The 14,858-nt window shown below is 53.9% G+C and carries 17 protein-coding genes; 12 read left to right on the top strand and 5 right to left on the bottom strand.

The annotated features are described in order from the left end of the window. The first annotated feature begins 3 nt into the window (after positions 1-3). From ACG2XO_RS09900 to ACG2XO_RS09890, 3 genes are all read left to right on the top strand, one after another. Positions 4-477: a type II secretion system protein gene (locus ACG2XO_RS09900; RefSeq protein ID WP_410497815.1), complete on the top strand. Its 474-nt coding sequence runs from the start codon at positions 4-6 to the stop codon at positions 475-477. Next, entirely contained in the window at positions 467-844 is a 378-nt protein-coding gene (locus ACG2XO_RS09895; protein ID WP_410497814.1) for a type II secretion system protein, read from the top strand. Before ACG2XO_RS09900 ends, ACG2XO_RS09895 begins: the two co-directional genes overlap by 11 nt. A gap of 76 nt (positions 845-920) precedes the next feature. Beyond that, complete coding sequence (locus tag ACG2XO_RS09890; RefSeq protein ID WP_410497813.1) at positions 921-1,346, top strand: type II secretion system protein; 426 nt, start codon at positions 921-923, stop codon at positions 1,344-1,346. 68 nt (positions 1,347-1,414) lie between these two features. Here the strand turns inward: ACG2XO_RS09890 and ACG2XO_RS09885 are convergent, their stop codons facing one another. The 5 genes from ACG2XO_RS09885 to ACG2XO_RS09865 all read right to left on the bottom strand — a co-directional run bounded on the left by ACG2XO_RS09885 (position 1,415) and on the right by ACG2XO_RS09865 (position 4,989). Continuing rightward, a complete protein-coding gene (locus tag ACG2XO_RS09885; protein WP_410497812.1) occupies positions 1,415-2,083 on the bottom strand; it encodes a Crp/Fnr family transcriptional regulator in 669 nt (222 codons plus the stop codon). A gap of 6 nt (positions 2,084-2,089) precedes the next feature. Further along, a complete protein-coding gene (xth, locus tag ACG2XO_RS09880; protein ID WP_410497811.1) occupies positions 2,090-2,857 on the bottom strand; it encodes an exodeoxyribonuclease III in 768 nt (255 codons plus the stop codon). Between the two features lie 188 nt (positions 2,858-3,045). Further along, entirely contained in the window at positions 3,046-3,522 is a 477-nt protein-coding gene (locus tag ACG2XO_RS09875; RefSeq protein WP_410497810.1) for a DUF4124 domain-containing protein, read from the bottom strand. Positions 3,523-3,604: 82 nt separating this feature from the next. After that, complete coding sequence (locus tag ACG2XO_RS09870; protein ID WP_410497809.1) at positions 3,605-4,045, bottom strand: hypothetical protein; 441 nt, start codon at positions 4,043-4,045, stop codon at positions 3,605-3,607. Next, positions 4,042-4,989 (bottom strand): Nudix family hydrolase, encoded by a 948-nt coding sequence (locus ACG2XO_RS09865; RefSeq protein ID WP_410497808.1) that lies wholly within the window; start codon positions 4,987-4,989, stop codon positions 4,042-4,044. The genes ACG2XO_RS09870 and ACG2XO_RS09865 overlap by 4 nt, the downstream gene beginning before the upstream one ends. 87 nt (positions 4,990-5,076) lie before the next feature. Here ACG2XO_RS09865 and ACG2XO_RS09860 point away from each other — a divergent pair, with 87 nt between their 5' ends. From ACG2XO_RS09860 to ACG2XO_RS09820, 9 genes are all read left to right on the top strand, one after another. Then, the gene (locus ACG2XO_RS09860; protein ID WP_410497807.1) at positions 5,077-5,520 is read left to right on the top strand and encodes a hypothetical protein; all 444 of its coding nucleotides are present in this window, start codon (positions 5,077-5,079) and stop codon (positions 5,518-5,520) included. A 64-nt stretch (positions 5,521-5,584) separates the two neighbouring features. Continuing rightward, positions 5,585-6,502, top strand: coding sequence for a LysR family transcriptional regulator (locus tag ACG2XO_RS09855; RefSeq protein WP_410497806.1), 918 nt, complete (start codon positions 5,585-5,587; stop codon positions 6,500-6,502). Positions 6,503-7,067: 565 nt separating this feature from the next. Then, positions 7,068-8,246, top strand: a complete 1,179-nt coding sequence (locus tag ACG2XO_RS09850; protein ID WP_410497805.1) for an ABC transporter substrate-binding protein — start codon at positions 7,068-7,070, stop codon at positions 8,244-8,246. 138 nt (positions 8,247-8,384) lie between these two features. Continuing rightward, a complete protein-coding gene (locus ACG2XO_RS09845; RefSeq protein WP_410497804.1) occupies positions 8,385-9,404 on the top strand; it encodes an ABC transporter ATP-binding protein in 1,020 nt (339 codons plus the stop codon). Beyond that, positions 9,401-10,342: an ABC transporter permease gene (locus tag ACG2XO_RS09840; RefSeq protein WP_410497803.1), complete on the top strand. Its 942-nt coding sequence runs from the start codon at positions 9,401-9,403 to the stop codon at positions 10,340-10,342. Before ACG2XO_RS09845 ends, ACG2XO_RS09840 begins: the two co-directional genes overlap by 4 nt. Next, on the top strand, positions 10,332-11,168 hold the full coding sequence (locus tag ACG2XO_RS09835; protein WP_410497802.1) for an ABC transporter permease: 837 nt from the start codon (positions 10,332-10,334) through the stop codon (positions 11,166-11,168). The genes ACG2XO_RS09840 and ACG2XO_RS09835 overlap by 11 nt, the downstream gene beginning before the upstream one ends. A 21-nt stretch (positions 11,169-11,189) precedes the next feature. Then, positions 11,190-12,614, top strand: coding sequence for a gamma-aminobutyraldehyde dehydrogenase (locus ACG2XO_RS09830; protein WP_410497801.1), 1,425 nt, complete (start codon positions 11,190-11,192; stop codon positions 12,612-12,614). A gap of 126 nt (positions 12,615-12,740) precedes the next feature. Continuing rightward, complete coding sequence (locus tag ACG2XO_RS09825) at positions 12,741-13,235, top strand: ester cyclase (RefSeq protein WP_410497800.1); 495 nt, start codon at positions 12,741-12,743, stop codon at positions 13,233-13,235. A 354-nt stretch (positions 13,236-13,589) separates the two neighbouring features. Beyond that, positions 13,590-14,858, top strand: a complete 1,269-nt coding sequence (locus tag ACG2XO_RS09820; RefSeq protein ID WP_410497799.1) for a 4-aminobutyrate--2-oxoglutarate transaminase — start codon at positions 13,590-13,592, stop codon at positions 14,856-14,858.

Here is a 14,858-nt window from a genome sequence, read left to right as displayed (position 1 = left end):
ATCGTGGCGAGGCAGCGCGGCTTTACCCTGATCGAACTAATGGTGACGCTCACCATTCTGGCAGTCCTTGCGACCGTGGCGCTGCCACTGTCGCAAGTGGCGGCCACGCGTAATCGTGAAGAAGAGCTGCGCCGCTCACTCGCTCAAATCCGCAATGCCATTGATCAATACAAGCTCGCCAGTGATGCAGGAAAAATTGCCAAATCGCTGGAAGACTCCGGCTATCCTCCCGATCTGGACACCCTGGTTCAGGGAAGCAAAGACCTGAAAGATCCCAGCGGGAAAATGATTTATTTCCTGCGCCGCATGCCACGCGATCCATTTTGCGATTGCCCGAGCAAAACCAATGCCCAGACCTGGGGATTGCGCAGCTACGCCAGTCCACCTGATGCTCCGGCCGAAGGTCGTGACGTGTATGATGTTTATTCTTTATCCCGCAATATTGGCTTGAATGGGGTCAGCTATCGTGATTGGTAACCCGCGCCGTCTTGGCTTTACGCTGATTGAATTACTGGTAGTACTGGCAATTATGGCCAGCTTGCTGACCCTGGTTGTACCACGCTACTTCCAGCAAACCGACCGGGCACAGGAAACCGTACTCAAACACAATCTGGTCGCTGTACGCGACGGGATCGACAAATTCTTCGCCGATACCGGGCGTTATCCGGGCAGCCTGGAAGAATTGGTCGAGCGTAAATATCTGCGCGAAATCCCGCTCGACCCGATCACGACACGACGCGACAGCTGGGTCATTATTAACCCGGAAGGCGCGCCCGGAGTCTATGACATTCGCAGCGGATCGGATGCAACAGCAAAAGATGGCAGCAAATACAATACCTGGTAAGTTGAACCGCTCCATCAAGCGGCACACCACTCAACAAGGCTTTGCCTATATGTGGGCCTTGATGATGGTACTCGTCATGAGTATCTATCTGGCTCAAGTAGGCGATGCTTGGCAAAACCGCATTATCAGAACCAAAGAAGAAGAATTATTGCGAATCGGGCTTGAAGTCCAGACTGCGATCAAGCGATATACCGAAAATAATATTGGTGACAATCCGCAAACCACCTACCCGAAAACGCTAGACGATCTGGTTCAAGATCCGCGAGTTCCTTTTCCGAAACGATATTTGCGCAAAGCCTATAAAGATCCAATCACTGGAGAAGACTGGCAATATATTGGCGCCCCCGGTGGCGGATTCGCCGGAATTTACAGTAAATCGGATAAAAAACCATTGAAAGTTGCCAACTTTCCTGAAAACACCACCGCCTTTACCGAAGCCAAGACCTATCAGGATTGGCGCTTTGCACATTGGATCAACCGTAGCGGAGGCGGCCGCCGCTAAACACCGGATCCTATTTCAATATGCAATAAAACTTGCATCAGGAAAACATACCCCACATAGATATATTGCTATGGCAAATAATCCATACCACTAATTAGGATATACCCCCCACGCATACTCAGCCAACCTTGAGCTTCCCAAGCGCTGAGCTGCTTATTGACACTTTCGCGCGTCGCGCCGACAAAATTGGCCAGCTCCTGCTGCGTCAGTTTCAAATCGATCCGGATACCTTCATCACCTTCATCACCATGATTATGAGCCAGTTGTCGCAAGACTTTGGCCAAACGCTGCGGCAAGGGTAAAAACAGCGTGTCTTGAACCAGCTCGTCAGCACTACGCAGCCGCTCGCACAATGTCTGAATCATCGAGCGCATGACCAAGGGATGCGCATTCAGATATTGATCAACCATCGCACGTTGCAGCACCAGCAACTCGCCATCTTCCAGTGCCTCAACGCTCGCAGTTCTTACACCACCATCGAGCATCGCCAGTTCGCCGAAAACTTCGCCAGCCTCCAGAATTGCCAGCGTCAATTCGCGCCCTTCGGCATTGCTGCGCATCACTTTCAGCCGGCCATGGATGACCGCATACATTTCATCGCTGCGCTCGCCTTGCGCCAGCACCACCTGTTTGGCACGAACCAGACGGGACTGGGCATTTTGCGCCAGCTCCTCCAGCTCCTGATAACTCAGCTGACAAAACAGGCTGCTGCCTGAAAGTAATCTTGCTTTATCCATTTTCGCTCAATCCAAAGTGGCAATCACCGGGGTGTGGTCCGAAGGCCGTTCATTTTTACGCGGTTCGACATCAATCACACAAGCACTGCAGCGAGCCGCCAGTGCCGGTGACAGCAGGATATGGTCAATGCGCAAACCCGCATTTTTTTTGAAGGAAAACCCTCGGTAATCCCACCAGCTGAATGATTTTTCCGGTTGTTCAAACTGGCGGAAAGCATCAACCAGCCCCAATGCTTGCAGCCGGGCAAAGGCTTGCCGCTCTGGTTCAGAGACCAGTACGCCGCCTTCCCATTTTTTAATGTCATGCACATCGCAGTCTTGTGGTGCAATATTGTAATCCCCCAGCAAAGCCAGTTGGGGGTGGGATTGCATTTCCTGCTCCAGCCAGCCAATCAGCGCATCAAGCCAGGCCAGCTTGTATTGATATTTATCCGACTCCAGATCCTGCCCATTCGGAATATACGCGCCGACCAGTCGCACACCATTGACCGTAGCGGTAATCACGCGCTTCTGTGCATCGTCAAAGCCGGGAATATTGATCACGACTTCATCAATCGGTGCACGCGCGATGATCGCCACGCCGTTGTAGGTTTTTTGTCCGGCAAAAGCAACATGAAAACCGGCGGCTTCGATTTCAGCCTGTGGAAAAACCGGATCGTCCATCTTGGTTTCCTGCAGGCACAAAGCCGTTACATCCGGATTGCCCGCCATCCAGTCGAGCACCTGCGGCAGACGCACTTTGAGCGAGTTGACATTCCAGGTGGCGATTTTCATGGCAAATCATAACTTCGAAACAGGATCGGCAAATTGTACCAGTAAGTTATCACTACATACTGACAGTGACCTTGTAACTGTGATTGTTGTCGCCTTCTTGATGCTTAAACACTTGCGCTCTTGGGATAATGACTGATCAGAATAAAAAAACCCGATGAAAACTCATCGGGTTTCGCATTGCAATCGCGCTATTTTTTCGGCTGCGGCAAGGGGTAGCCCGCCTTGCTCAACGCCCCCTGCCAGAGCGGACTATTCCATTCCTTGTAAACATCTTTACCAATAATCAGCACCGGCGGTTTGGCTTGCAGTGTGCCGACCGCATTAAAAAAGGCCAGCATCGATTTTTCGTCTTTGGGATCGGCATTTTTGACTTCATAAGGCACCGCGCGCTGATCAAGCAGCGCTATGGCCTGATTGCATTCGGTCCGGCAATTAGCATTCACCCAGAGAATAACCGTTTCTTTGGCTGAAACGGCTGCCTGGGGCTGACTTGCATTACCGACCGTATTGGGGCGGATCTGCCGCTCCTTAACTCCGGCAATGGGTGGCGGTTGATCCGAATAAAACACTTTCCCATCGGCATCGCGCCATTGATAGACTTTCCCCGCCCAGGCAGAGACCACCGACAAAAGCAGCACAACAACAATAAACCACTTTTTTTTCATTTCACACTTCCAGTCATCAATGCGAACTTAGCATCCGGATGCAGCGGCAAGCTGCAATTTGCAGCTTACACATTTTTCAGCGTTAACGCCTGCCGGACAAAGTCTTGATTGTGATTTCATGCTGATCAATCTGCAAGGTCAGCAACCAGTCGCTTCGTGCTTGAGTACACAGAGGTAAAGCCATTTTCACCTGCCACTGCTGATTGTCCTGATGACCTTTGCTGATATGACTCATAAAGCGATATTGATTTGGCCCCATTTCCATGCCCTGCATCTGCCAGCTGGCGCTGATCTGGCGAGCCGGACCAATCAAATCAAGCACAAAAGGCACGCCACCCGAAATTGGCGAAGTACTTTGAAGCCGATAGTTCGCACCATTGACAGCAAACTGACAACCTTGTGTTAAATCAGGGCAATCGAGCAACATAGATGGCTTTTTATTCTCAAACCAGCCCGACTGAAAAAACAGTCCTGCAGCAAGTAATACGACGACCAACAAAATACCCCAACGCGATTGACTCATTCCCACGCTCCGCTGAGCAGCGCCACCCCATGTGCCCCCAGACTTTGCGCACGGGGCAAATCGGCCAAACGCTGTCCGCCAATGGCAAAGCACGGACAAGCCCAACCCAGAGACAACAAAGCCTCGAACTGCGTCCAGCCCAATGGCGCCTGATCCGGATGACTGGCGGTCGCGCAAACATGCCCCAGCACGGTGTAATCAAGCCCAAGCCGCATAGCCTGTTCGAGTTCGATCTGATTATGGGTCGATGCACCGACCCAATCAAAACCGCGCGGGCGTTGCTGCGCCGTCAGCAATTGCCTTGAACTCAGATGTACCCCATCAACGGGCAAGTCCTGCAAGGCGCACCAATCTACACCATGGGCGATCAATTTGCCGCCGTGCGGACGTGACAACGCGGCGATTTTCTCGCACAGCTGGCGGTAACTTTCTGTGTCAAGTTGCGGCTCGCGCAGCACCAGCCAGGCACTCCTACGCTGCCAGTGCGCGGCCATCTGACGCAGCAAATCCGCCTCTTCGATCTGCCCCGCAGTAGAGAACAGCAACACCTCGCTCAAACTCAACCCCCGCAAAATCGGCCCGTTGGCCGGCAAAATCGGCGAAACATTCAGCGCGCCAACCTGCTGCCAGGCAAAATCCTGCCCTTCATGCGAATGAATTTCACCGCGCCATTGCGTTACCCGATAAAAATACAGCTCGACCCGTGCATGCGGGTAATCAAAGCGCTGACATAACCAGGGGGTCGCCTGCACGACTTCAATTCCCAGCTCCTCATGCAATTCGCGCTTTAATGCGGCGAGCGCATTCTCGCCTTGCTCGAGCTTGCCACCGGGAAACTCCCAGTATCCGGCGTAGGGCTTGCCAGCCGGGCGGCTGGCCAATAGAAACTGGCCGTCTGGCTTGATCAGAATTCCGGCGGCAACACGGGTCACTTTTATTGTCATTGATCGGCTTATCGAAAAATAATTACTTGATTTGTTTCATATTTCAACAAAAAATCAGAATCACCTCTTTCATAAAGAGTCATTCCTGTGAAACGAAATCTGCATGAAATAGCACATCAGCCAATAGATGAAACGCTGGATCAACTCAAGGCGCTGATTCTTGAACCCACCATGGTATGCACCATACTGGCCATTTCTCCGCAACATCTGCAAGGCAAATTGGCCTGGGGCGCCCATTTGAACGTGCTTATTGTACATGATCAGGATTGGCATCTATTGCGCGACGCCCCTGCCGGCATTCTGGCCGAGCTTTTACCCGTCATTGGCGGCATCCACCGCATATTCTTTGTTCAGGAACGAATCGAAATTCTGAAAAGTCGAACCGTAGAGCAAGCCACTGACTATCTGGTTGGAGTGCAACCCTGTCTGCTGGACGAGACAACGGTTCCACAATTAGATGCCATTGCCGAGCCATTGCATGGAACCGCCGTAAACCTGGCACAAGCCGCGCTGCCAAAATACGCCTCCTGACTCTTTAAAGCCCGAAGGAATCTGGACGACTATAGTGAATCGATTTCATCCGGATTCACCCACCATGAGTTTTTCCTTTCGTAATGTCCGCTACTTTATTGCCGTCGCCGAAGCCGAATCGATTACTGGCGCAACGCAAACGCTGAATATTTCACAATCGGTCATCACCGAAGCGATCAAAACCCTCGAAGCCGAGCTGGGAGTCAGCCTGTTTCAACGACATGCACGCGGCATGGTACTCACGCATGCCGGACATCAGTTTTTGCGTCACGCGCATGAGATTCTGGCTGTCGTTCGCAATGCGCAGCAAGCTCTGTCTGCGCGCCCTGACGCGATGGCCGGGCAACTCAATTTAGGCGTCACCGGATTGATGTCTGGCTATTTCCTGCCTTATCTGCTTGACCGTTTTCGCCGCACCTTTCCCAAAATCGACGTGCGTCTGGTTGAAGATCAGCGTGGGTTTCTGGAGCATTTGCTGGTCAATGGCGAACTGGATCTGGCGATTGTACTGGCGTCCAATGTCGAAAACCGTCTGGCGCTGGAAGTTGAAGTCTTGCAGGAAACGCCGTGGCGAGTCTGGTTACCGAGCAATCACTCCTTGCTTGAACTGGGCAGCATCAATCTGAATGAAATCGCCAACGAAGCAATGATCATGCTCAAGCTCGACGAGCTGGATGACAACACCAGCGCCTTCTGGCGCGCCGCCGGACTCAACCCCAAAGTGGCCATGCGAACACAATCAGTTGAAGCGGTTCGCAGCCTAGTGGCCACCGGCGCTGGTTTGTCCATCCTGCCGGAAATGCTGTACCGCCCGTGGTCACTGGATGGCGACCGGCTGGAAATGCGTGCGATCCAGCAGGAAATGCCGGTGCTTGAAATCGGCGTTGCCTGGCGACGCGGCAGCAAATTATCCGAAGCGGCCCAACATTTTCTGATTGTCGCACGGGAATTTGCCCGCTCGCACCGACGGCAAAGCCTGTAATTCACCAAACAAGACTACTAAAGCCACACCACAATCAATCTAAAAAATAGAATGATCTGTATATGCATTCGCACAAACAGAAACAAACCATCGTCAGTTTGACGCCCAGCGGTAGCCATCGCTAAAAACAAATACTCGCGGCCAATCAATCACATCGGCTGCAAGCGCAGTTCAACTCTCTCTCCTTAGTATCTCAAGCAAGCATGGTTTTTAAGGCAAAACCCTCAATACAATGCCACGTATACAGCCAAAAACCTTTAAAAATAATAGCCAGCAGCATATACCCAATAGAAAATACGCAGTCCAGAGTATAAAATCTTGCAACCCCGCTGCCGCCTGATTTCACTAGAACTTGATTTTTCCGGTGCTTTCTCAGCGCTTTGATTGCGTCATGAATAGCGAAAGAACAGTCGTTAGTCGCCAAATATGCGAATCGAAGCGCATCACCTATCTGTTTTTTCGATAATTTATATTTGTAATCGCAACTTGTTGACTACCAAAGTCTATCTAAAATCGAAACCACAATAGACCCCTGCCATTGCATGGACACATACGGAGAGCCACCATGAAACTGTCACGTCCCCTCGCTTCAAACTGCATTGCACATAGTTTGGCACTACTGACCACCATGGCAGTCGCGTCAATCGCACAGGCTGCACCACCAAGCAGCCTGGGAAAAGCAGAAGGTAAACTCAACATCATCGCGTGGCCCGGCTATATCGAGCGAGGCGAAACCGACAAGCAATACGACTGGGTCAGCGATTTTGAAAAAGACACCGGCTGCAAAGTCAGCGTAAAAACTGCAGCAACATCAGATGAAATGGTCAGCCTGATGAATCAGGGCGGTTACGATCTGGTCACCGCGTCGGGCGATGCCAGCCTGCGGCTGATTTACGGTAAAAAAGTGCAGGAAATCAACACCGCGCTGATTCCAAGCTGGAAAAACCTTGATCCGCGTCTGATGAATGGCGCGTGGCATACCGTTGATGGCAAACATTACGGCACGCCGTATCAATGGGGCGCCAACTTTCTGGCTTACAACACCAAAATTTTTGGCAACAAAGTACCCGATAGCTGGAACGTCGTTTTCGAGGAACAGAAATTACCCGACGGCAAGAGCAATAAAGGCCGGGTACAGGCCTACGATGGCGCTATTTATATTGCCGATGCAGCACTTTATCTGATGAAGAAAAATCCGGCGCTGGGGATCAAAGATCCATATGAATTGAATGAAAAGCAATATGCAGAAGTCCTCAAACTGCTGCGTTCGCAAAAACAACTGACACATCGTTACTGGCATGATGTGACCGTCCAGATGAACGACTTCAAAAATGAAGGCGTCGCAGCAAGCAGCGCCTGGGGTTATCAGATCAACGCCTTGCAGGGCGAGAAATTTCCGGTGACCGGCGTGATTCCGAAAGAAGGTGCAACCGGCTGGGCCGATACAACGATGCTGCACGCCGATGCGAAAAATCTGACTTGTGCCTACAAGTGGATGGAGCATTCGCTCAATCTGAAGCTGCAATCATCACTCGCCGAATGGTTTGGTGCCAATCCGGTCGTACCCAAAGCCTGCGCAGAAAAAGCGCCGGGCGGCAGCGACTTCTGCAAAAGCAATGGCTTCGAGCGCTTCACCCAGATCGCCTTCTGGAAAACCCCTCAAGCCAAATGCGCGACGCAAAGCCAGTGCGTACCGTATAGCCGCTGGACCCGTGACTATATCGCCATCATGGGCGGACGCTAAGCCCTGAGGAAAAATGGCTGCACAGACAGTATATTGCTGCAGCCATTTATTTACATAGCCTACAAAGATATACCCATGAGCAATCATGCTTCTGGATCGGCTTGTCACGCCCCGCATCCGGGCAAAGGAAACACCATCATGAAAGCAGCAGTCGAATTTCAACAGGTCAGCCGTCATTTTGGCGGCGTACGCGCAGTCGATCAGGTCAGCGTCACGATTGCCGACGGCGAGTTTTTCTCGATGCTGGGGCCATCCGGCTCAGGCAAGACGACCTGCCTGCGACTGATCGCCGGTTTCGAGCAAGCCACTGCCGGTGAAATTCTGATCCATGGTGTTGCCGCAGCCGGGCTGCCGCCATATCGCCGCGACGTGAATACGGTGTTTCAGGACTATGCGCTGTTTCCACATATGAATATCCGCGACAACGTCGCCTACGGGCTGAAAGTCAAAGGCGTCGCGAAAGCCGAACGTTACCGCGAAGCCGAAGCCGCACTGGACATGGTCGCACTGGGCGGCTTTGGCGATCGCAAACCCGGGCAAATGTCCGGCGGCCAAAGGCAGCGTGTTGCACTGGCACGCGCGCTGGTCAACAAACCTCGTGTTTTGCTGCTTGACGAACCGCTCGGCGCGCTTGATCTGAAATTGCGCGAGCAGATGCAATCGGAATTAAAAGCGCTGCAAAAGCAGCTGGGAATTACGTTTATCTATGTGACGCACGACCAGAGCGAAGCATTGTCAATGTCGGATCGCGTCGCCGTATTCAATAAAGGCAAAATCGAGCAACTGGACACGCCCAAAATGCTCTACACCCAGCCAAAAACCGTTTTCGTCGCTGATTTTGTCGGTACATCGAACGTGATCCGCGGCGAACTGGCGCGACAGATCAGCGGACAATCCCAAGCTTTTGCCATCCGCCCCGAACATATCCGGCTGGGTACGGCGCCCAATGGCGAACCGCAATTGCAGGGGGTCGTCGCCGATGTGCATTACCACGGTGCCAGCAGCAAGCTGGCGCTGCAAGTGGGCTCGGGCGAATGCGTCTGGGTCACGCTCGCGCATGATCTGACTCACAACACCGCCTTGCCCGAGCTGGGTAGCGCGCTGAGCATCCATTGGGCTGCGACCAGCATGGTGACGTTGCAGGAGCAGGCAGCATGAGTGCCATCACGGTGCAAAGCACCGCCTTCCAACCCGTACGCGCGCTCTCCGATGTGTTATGGCGTCGTTCTCGCCTGTTTCTGATGGTTTTGCTGCTGCCGCCGCTACTGTGGTTTGGCGTCGTTTATCTGGGTTCGCTACTGGCACTGCTGTGGCAAAGCGCCTATACCTTCGACGATTTCACGATGGCGGTAACACCCGATCTGACCTGGGCCAACTATCAGGCTCTGTTCGACGACGCCAATTACGATGTCGTCAGCCGTACGCTGAGCATGGCATGTGCGGTGACGATTGCTTCAGCCATTCTGGCTTTTCCGATTGCCTATTACATGGCGCGCTACGCACGCGGCTGGCAACGCGGCGCAATGTATGTCGCCGTGATGCTGCCGATGTGGGCGAGTTATATCGTCAAAGCCTACGCCTGGACCGTAATTCTGGCCAAAGGCGGCGTTATTTACTGGTTCTATAACACGCTGGGGCTGACCTGGATTGTTGACTGGCTGCTGTCCTTGCCCAGTATTGGCGGTAATTCGCTGTCAACGTCGAATCTGGGGCGCTTTACCGTCTTCACCTATATCTGGCTGCCGTTCATGATTTTGCCGATTCAGGCGTCAATCGAGCGGATTCCGGCCAATCTGCTGCAAGCCAGCGCCGATCTGGGCGCCACGCCGGCACAGACTTTCCGCACCGTCATCCTGCCACTGGCTTTTCCCGGCGTCATTGCCGGATCGATTTTCACCTTCAGCCTGACGCTGGGTGATTACATCATTCCACAACTGATCGGTCCGTCCGGGCTGTATATCGGCACGATGGTTTATACGATGCAGGGCTCGATCGGCAATATGCCGATGGCGGCTGCGTTTACCGTGGTTCCGGTGGTCATTATCGCGATCTATCTGACGATGGCGCGTCGTCTGGGAGCTTTCGATGCACTCTAAAATCCCCGCAACTCATGCCGATGGCTCGCCACGCGCAGCATGGTGGCTCAAATTGCTCGCGCTGGGCGGCATTGCCTTTCTGCATTTCCCCATCGTGATGGTGATTCTGTACGCGTTCAATACCGAAGAATCGGCATTCAGCTTTCCATTGAAAGGCTTTACCTTGCACTGGTTCGCAGCGGCAGCCGAGCGTACCGACATGCTCGAAGCCGTCTGGCTATCAACCCGCATCGCCCTGAGCGCAACGATAGGCGCACTGATTCTTGGCACGCTCGCCGCTGGCGCGCTGTACCGCCGCGCTTTCTTTGGCAAGGACGCGATCACGCTGATGCTGATTCTGCCCATCGCGCTGCCCGGCATCATTACCGGTATTTCGCTGCTATCGGCATTCCGCATGGCGGGAATCGAGCCGGGCTTTGCGACGATTGCGATTGGTCACGCGACTTTCTGCGTCGTCGTCGTTTACAACAATGTTGTCGCCCGGCTACGGCGTACTTCTCACAGTCTGGTCGAAGCGTCGATGGATCTGGGCGCTGACGGCTGGCAAACCTTCCGCTACGTCGTACTGCCGCAAATGGCAACGGCCTTGCTCGCTGGTGGAATTCTGGCTTTTGCCCTGAGTTTTGACGAAATCATCGTCACGACCTTTACCGCCGGTCAACAACAAACCCTGCCGATCTGGATGCTCAACCAGCTTGGCCGACCACGCGATGTGCCAGTGACCAATGTCGTTGCACTGGGCGTCATGCTGCTGACGACACTCCCCATTTTGTTCGCCTGGTGGCTGACCAACGGCACCGAAGACACGGCTGGTAGTAGCAAATAACCCGATTTAGGAGAGAAAACAATGAACACCCAATTATTGATCAATGGCCAGTTTCTACGCGGCGAAGGTTCAATCGAGGACGTACTCAATCCGGCAACGGGCGAAGTGATCGAAAAAATTGCTGAAGCATCGCCAAGCCAGATTCAGGCCGCCGTGGCCGCCGCCAGCAGCGCCTTTAATAGTTGGGCCAGCACCAGCCCGAAAGACAAAAGCACTTTGCTGCTCAAACTGGCCGATGCCATCGAATCGCGCGCGACCGAATTTGCCCGGCTCGAGTCGCTCAACTGCGGCAAACCGTATCTGGCTGCGCTCAATGACGAAATTCCGGCAGTCGCCGACGTCTTCCGTTTTTTTGCCGGCGCGATTCGCAATCAGCAGGGCATGCTGGCTGGTGAATATCTGCCCGGCCACACCAGCATGGTGAGACGCGATCCGCTCGGCGTTGTTGCCAGCATCGCGCCGTGGAATTACCCGCTGATGATGGCGGCATGGAAAATCGCCCCAGCGATTGCCGCTGGCAATACCGTCGTGATCAAGCCATCGGAACAAACGCCGCTCACAACGCTGAAACTGGCCGAGCTGATCGCCGAAATCCTGCCACCGGGCGTCGTCAATGTCGTGCTCGGACGTGGCGATACCGTCGGAGCGCCGCTGATCAGCCATCCGGCCGTACGCATGGTGTCGCTGACCGGCGATATTTCGACCGGCAGCCGCATTCTCGAAGCCGCAGCCAAAACGGTCAAACGCACACATCTTGAGCTCGGCGGCAAAGCGCCGGTGATTGTGATGGACGACGCCGACCTCGACGAAGTCGTCGCCGGCATCCGCACTTTCGGCTACTACAACGCCGGACAAGACTGCACCGCTGCATGCCGCATTTACGCCGGTGCCAAAATCTACGACAAGCTCGTCGCCGATCTGTCGAGCGCAGTGTCCAGCATCAAATATGGCGAACAGCATCTGGACGGCGTCGAAATGGGGGCACTGATTTCCGAGCGCCAGCGCAATCGCGTCGCCAGCTTTGTCGAGCGCGCAGCGCAACAATCGCATATCGAAATCACGGCGGGCGGCAAAATGGGCAACGGGCGTGGCTTCTTTTACGAGCCGACCGTCGTCGCCGGTGCATTGCAGAATGACGAAATCGTCCGGCAGGAAGTGTTCGGCCCGGTGGTATCGATCACCCGCTTTGACGAACCCGAGCAGGCGCTGAGCTGGGCCAACGATTCCGAATATGGCCTGGCCAGCTCGGTCTGGACGCGTGACGTCAGCAGCGCGATGCAGTTTGCCGCCAAGCTGCAATACGGCTGCACCTGGATCAATACGCATTTCATGCTGGTCAATGAAATGCCGCACGGCGGGATGAAAAAATCCGGCTACGGCAAGGATATGTCGATGTACGCACTGGAAGACTACAGCTGCGTTCGGCATGTGATGGTGAAGCTGTAAATTTTAAATACCTAAGCAAGGTATTGACCTGAAGCCAACATCCAAAAATGGCTTCAGACAAATACCCCATGATTAATATCTGATTTTGTATGTATTCAACCGTGTCGTACCCACAAGGAGCGCATCATGAAGCATCTTATCCGTCTGGTCTTGTCCCTCTTCACTTTTGCCCTGTTGCAACAAACAGCACTGGCGGCGCCAAGCAAAAGCGATCCACTTTCGGTCGTCAAAGCCTATATGGCCGGCTGGAACAAACACGACGCCAATCTGGCCGCCAGTTATCTCGATTATGAAGTCGAGTATTACGACGTCACCGTCGGCGAATCGCAGATCGGCGTCGTTCCGGCTCGCGACAATGTGATCAAGTTTTTTATCGCCGCCTTGCCTGATCTGAAATGGGAAATGGTCGACGAACCGGTCGTCAGCAAGGATGGGATTGCCTTCCGCTGGGTGTTCACCGGCACCAATACCGGCATTCCATTTGAAGGAGACAAACCGACCGGCAACAAGATTTCACTCAACGGCCTGTCGCTGATCAAAGTCAAACAAGGCCAGATTGTTTATCAGGGCGATTTCTACGATGCGCTGACGCTGAAAAAACAGCTGGGGCTGATCAAGTAAGTATTGCTGTGCACGCGCAGCATCAAAAAATGCAGCAATGATGATTTTCTGTGCTTCGCACGTTTGTTTTGATACGCGTTCCGCCGCGTCCACGGGTTCATTTCTTTTGCTCCACCAACGGAACCAAAGAAAAAGCGGCTCGGCATCTGCGCCACGCCTGTTCCTCGCTCGGCTTGATGCTGGGGATTGGCGCAGCATCTCCAGTGCGAATACCGGCACTGGTATTGGCATGAACCTTTTATTAAATGAGCCTTTCGGCCACATACCCATTGATTTACTGCAAAGTAACGGGAATCGTGGGGCTCAATATCATTTAACGAATCAAGGCCGGCGCATGTCGGCAGGATGGATAGCATGAGCAACAATCAAAGTCTGCAAGCGCGTAAAGCCGCAGCGACGCCGCGTGGCGTTGGCGTGATGGCGTCGTTTTATGTCGAGCGCGCGCTCAACGCCGAATTATGGGATGTCGAAGGGCGGCGATTTATCGACTTTGCTGGTGGCATTGCCGTACTCAATACCGGCCATTGCCACCCAAAAGTCACCGCGGCAGTCGAGGCGCAACTCAAGCGTTTTACGCACAGCTGCTATCAGGTTGTTCCGTACGAGTCGTATATCGCGCTGGCCGAGCGGATCAATGCGCTGACACCGGGAGATTACGCGAAGAAAACGGCGTTTTTCTCGACCGGTGCCGAAGCGGTCGAAAATGCAATCAAGATCGCCCGTGCGGCGACCGGCCGCAGCGGCGTGATCGCTTTCTCTGGCGGTTTTCATGGCCGCACAATGATGGGTATGGCGCTGACCGGCAAGGTCGTTCCGTACAAAGTCGGCTTTGGCCCCTTCCCGGCCGAGATTTATCACGCGCCCTTCCCCAACCCGCTGCACGGCGTCAGCGTCGAACAATCACTCAAAGCGCTGCATGAATTGTTCAAAAGCGATGTCGATCCGAAACGCGTCGCAGCGATTATTCTGGAGCCGGTACAGGGCGAAGGCGGCTTTTATGTTGCGCCGCCCGAATTCATGCGCGCGCTGCGCGGCCTGTGCGACGAACACGGTATTCTGCTGATCGCCGACGAAATCCAGACCGGCTTTGCGCGTACCGGCCGCTGGTTTGCGATGGATCATTATGATGTGCAGCCAGATCTGATGACACTGGCCAAATCCATGGCCGGAGGGTATCCGCTGTCAGCCGTTACTGGTAAAGCCGAAATCATGGATACCCCTAACCCCGGTGGACTAGGCGGCACTTATGCCGGCAATCCGCTGGCGATTGCCGCAGCGCATGCCGTGCTCGATGTCATCGAGACCGAACAACTCAATGCGCGCGCCAATCTGCTCGGTGAGCGGTTAAAATCGCGCCTGCAAGCGATCAAGGCCGACGTACCGCACATCGCCGATATTCGCGGCCCCGGCGCGATGGTGGCGATCGAGCTGATCGATCCGGTCAGCGGCCAGGCCGATGTCGAACGCACCAAGGCAGTTCAGGCTCGCGCGCTCGAACGCGGACTGATTCTGCTGACTTGCGGCACTTACGCCAACGTCATCCGCTTCCTGTTCCCGCTGACCATCGAAGATTCGGTATTTGCTGAAGGGCTCGATATTCTGGAAGCCGCATTAAAAGGTTAA

Source organism: Chitinibacter sp. S2-10, from assembly GCF_046530675.1.
Taxonomy (GTDB): domain Bacteria; phylum Pseudomonadota; class Gammaproteobacteria; order Burkholderiales; family Chitinibacteraceae; genus Chitinibacter.
This window is presented reverse-complemented; position numbering and strand designations above follow the sequence as displayed.

Bases quoted from the DNA above. Each gene is read 5' to 3' on its own strand.
- ACG2XO_RS09850 (WP_410497805.1), top strand. From the start codon at position 7,068: ATGAAACTGTCACGTCCCCTCGCTTCAAACTGCATTGCACATAGTTTG.
- ACG2XO_RS09855 (WP_410497806.1), top strand. From the start codon at position 5,585: ATGAGTTTTTCCTTTCGTAATGTCCGCTACTTTATTGCCGTCGCCGAA.
- ACG2XO_RS09820 (WP_410497799.1), top strand. From the start codon at position 13,590: ATGAGCAACAATCAAAGTCTGCAAGCGCGTAAAGCCGCAGCGACGCCG.
- ACG2XO_RS09890 (WP_410497813.1), top strand. From the start codon at position 921: ATGAGTATCTATCTGGCTCAAGTAGGCGATGCTTGGCAAAACCGCATT.
- ACG2XO_RS09840 (WP_410497803.1), top strand. From the start codon at position 9,401: ATGAGTGCCATCACGGTGCAAAGCACCGCCTTCCAACCCGTACGCGCG.
- ACG2XO_RS09875 (WP_410497810.1), bottom strand. From the start codon at position 3,522: ATGAAAAAAAAGTGGTTTATTGTTGTTGTGCTGCTTTTGTCGGTGGTC.
- xth (WP_410497811.1), bottom strand. From the start codon at position 2,857: ATGAAAATCGCCACCTGGAATGTCAACTCGCTCAAAGTGCGTCTGCCG.
- ACG2XO_RS09835 (WP_410497802.1), top strand. From the start codon at position 10,332: ATGCACTCTAAAATCCCCGCAACTCATGCCGATGGCTCGCCACGCGCA.
- ACG2XO_RS09865 (WP_410497808.1), bottom strand. From the start codon at position 4,989: ATGACAATAAAAGTGACCCGTGTTGCCGCCGGAATTCTGATCAAGCCA.
- ACG2XO_RS09870 (WP_410497809.1), bottom strand. From the start codon at position 4,045: ATGAGTCAATCGCGTTGGGGTATTTTGTTGGTCGTCGTATTACTTGCT.
- ACG2XO_RS09830 (WP_410497801.1), top strand. From the start codon at position 11,190: ATGAACACCCAATTATTGATCAATGGCCAGTTTCTACGCGGCGAAGGT.
- ACG2XO_RS09845 (WP_410497804.1), top strand. From the start codon at position 8,385: ATGAAAGCAGCAGTCGAATTTCAACAGGTCAGCCGTCATTTTGGCGGC.
- ACG2XO_RS09825 (WP_410497800.1), top strand. From the start codon at position 12,741: ATGAAGCATCTTATCCGTCTGGTCTTGTCCCTCTTCACTTTTGCCCTG.
- ACG2XO_RS09885 (WP_410497812.1), bottom strand. From the start codon at position 2,083: ATGGATAAAGCAAGATTACTTTCAGGCAGCAGCCTGTTTTGTCAGCTG.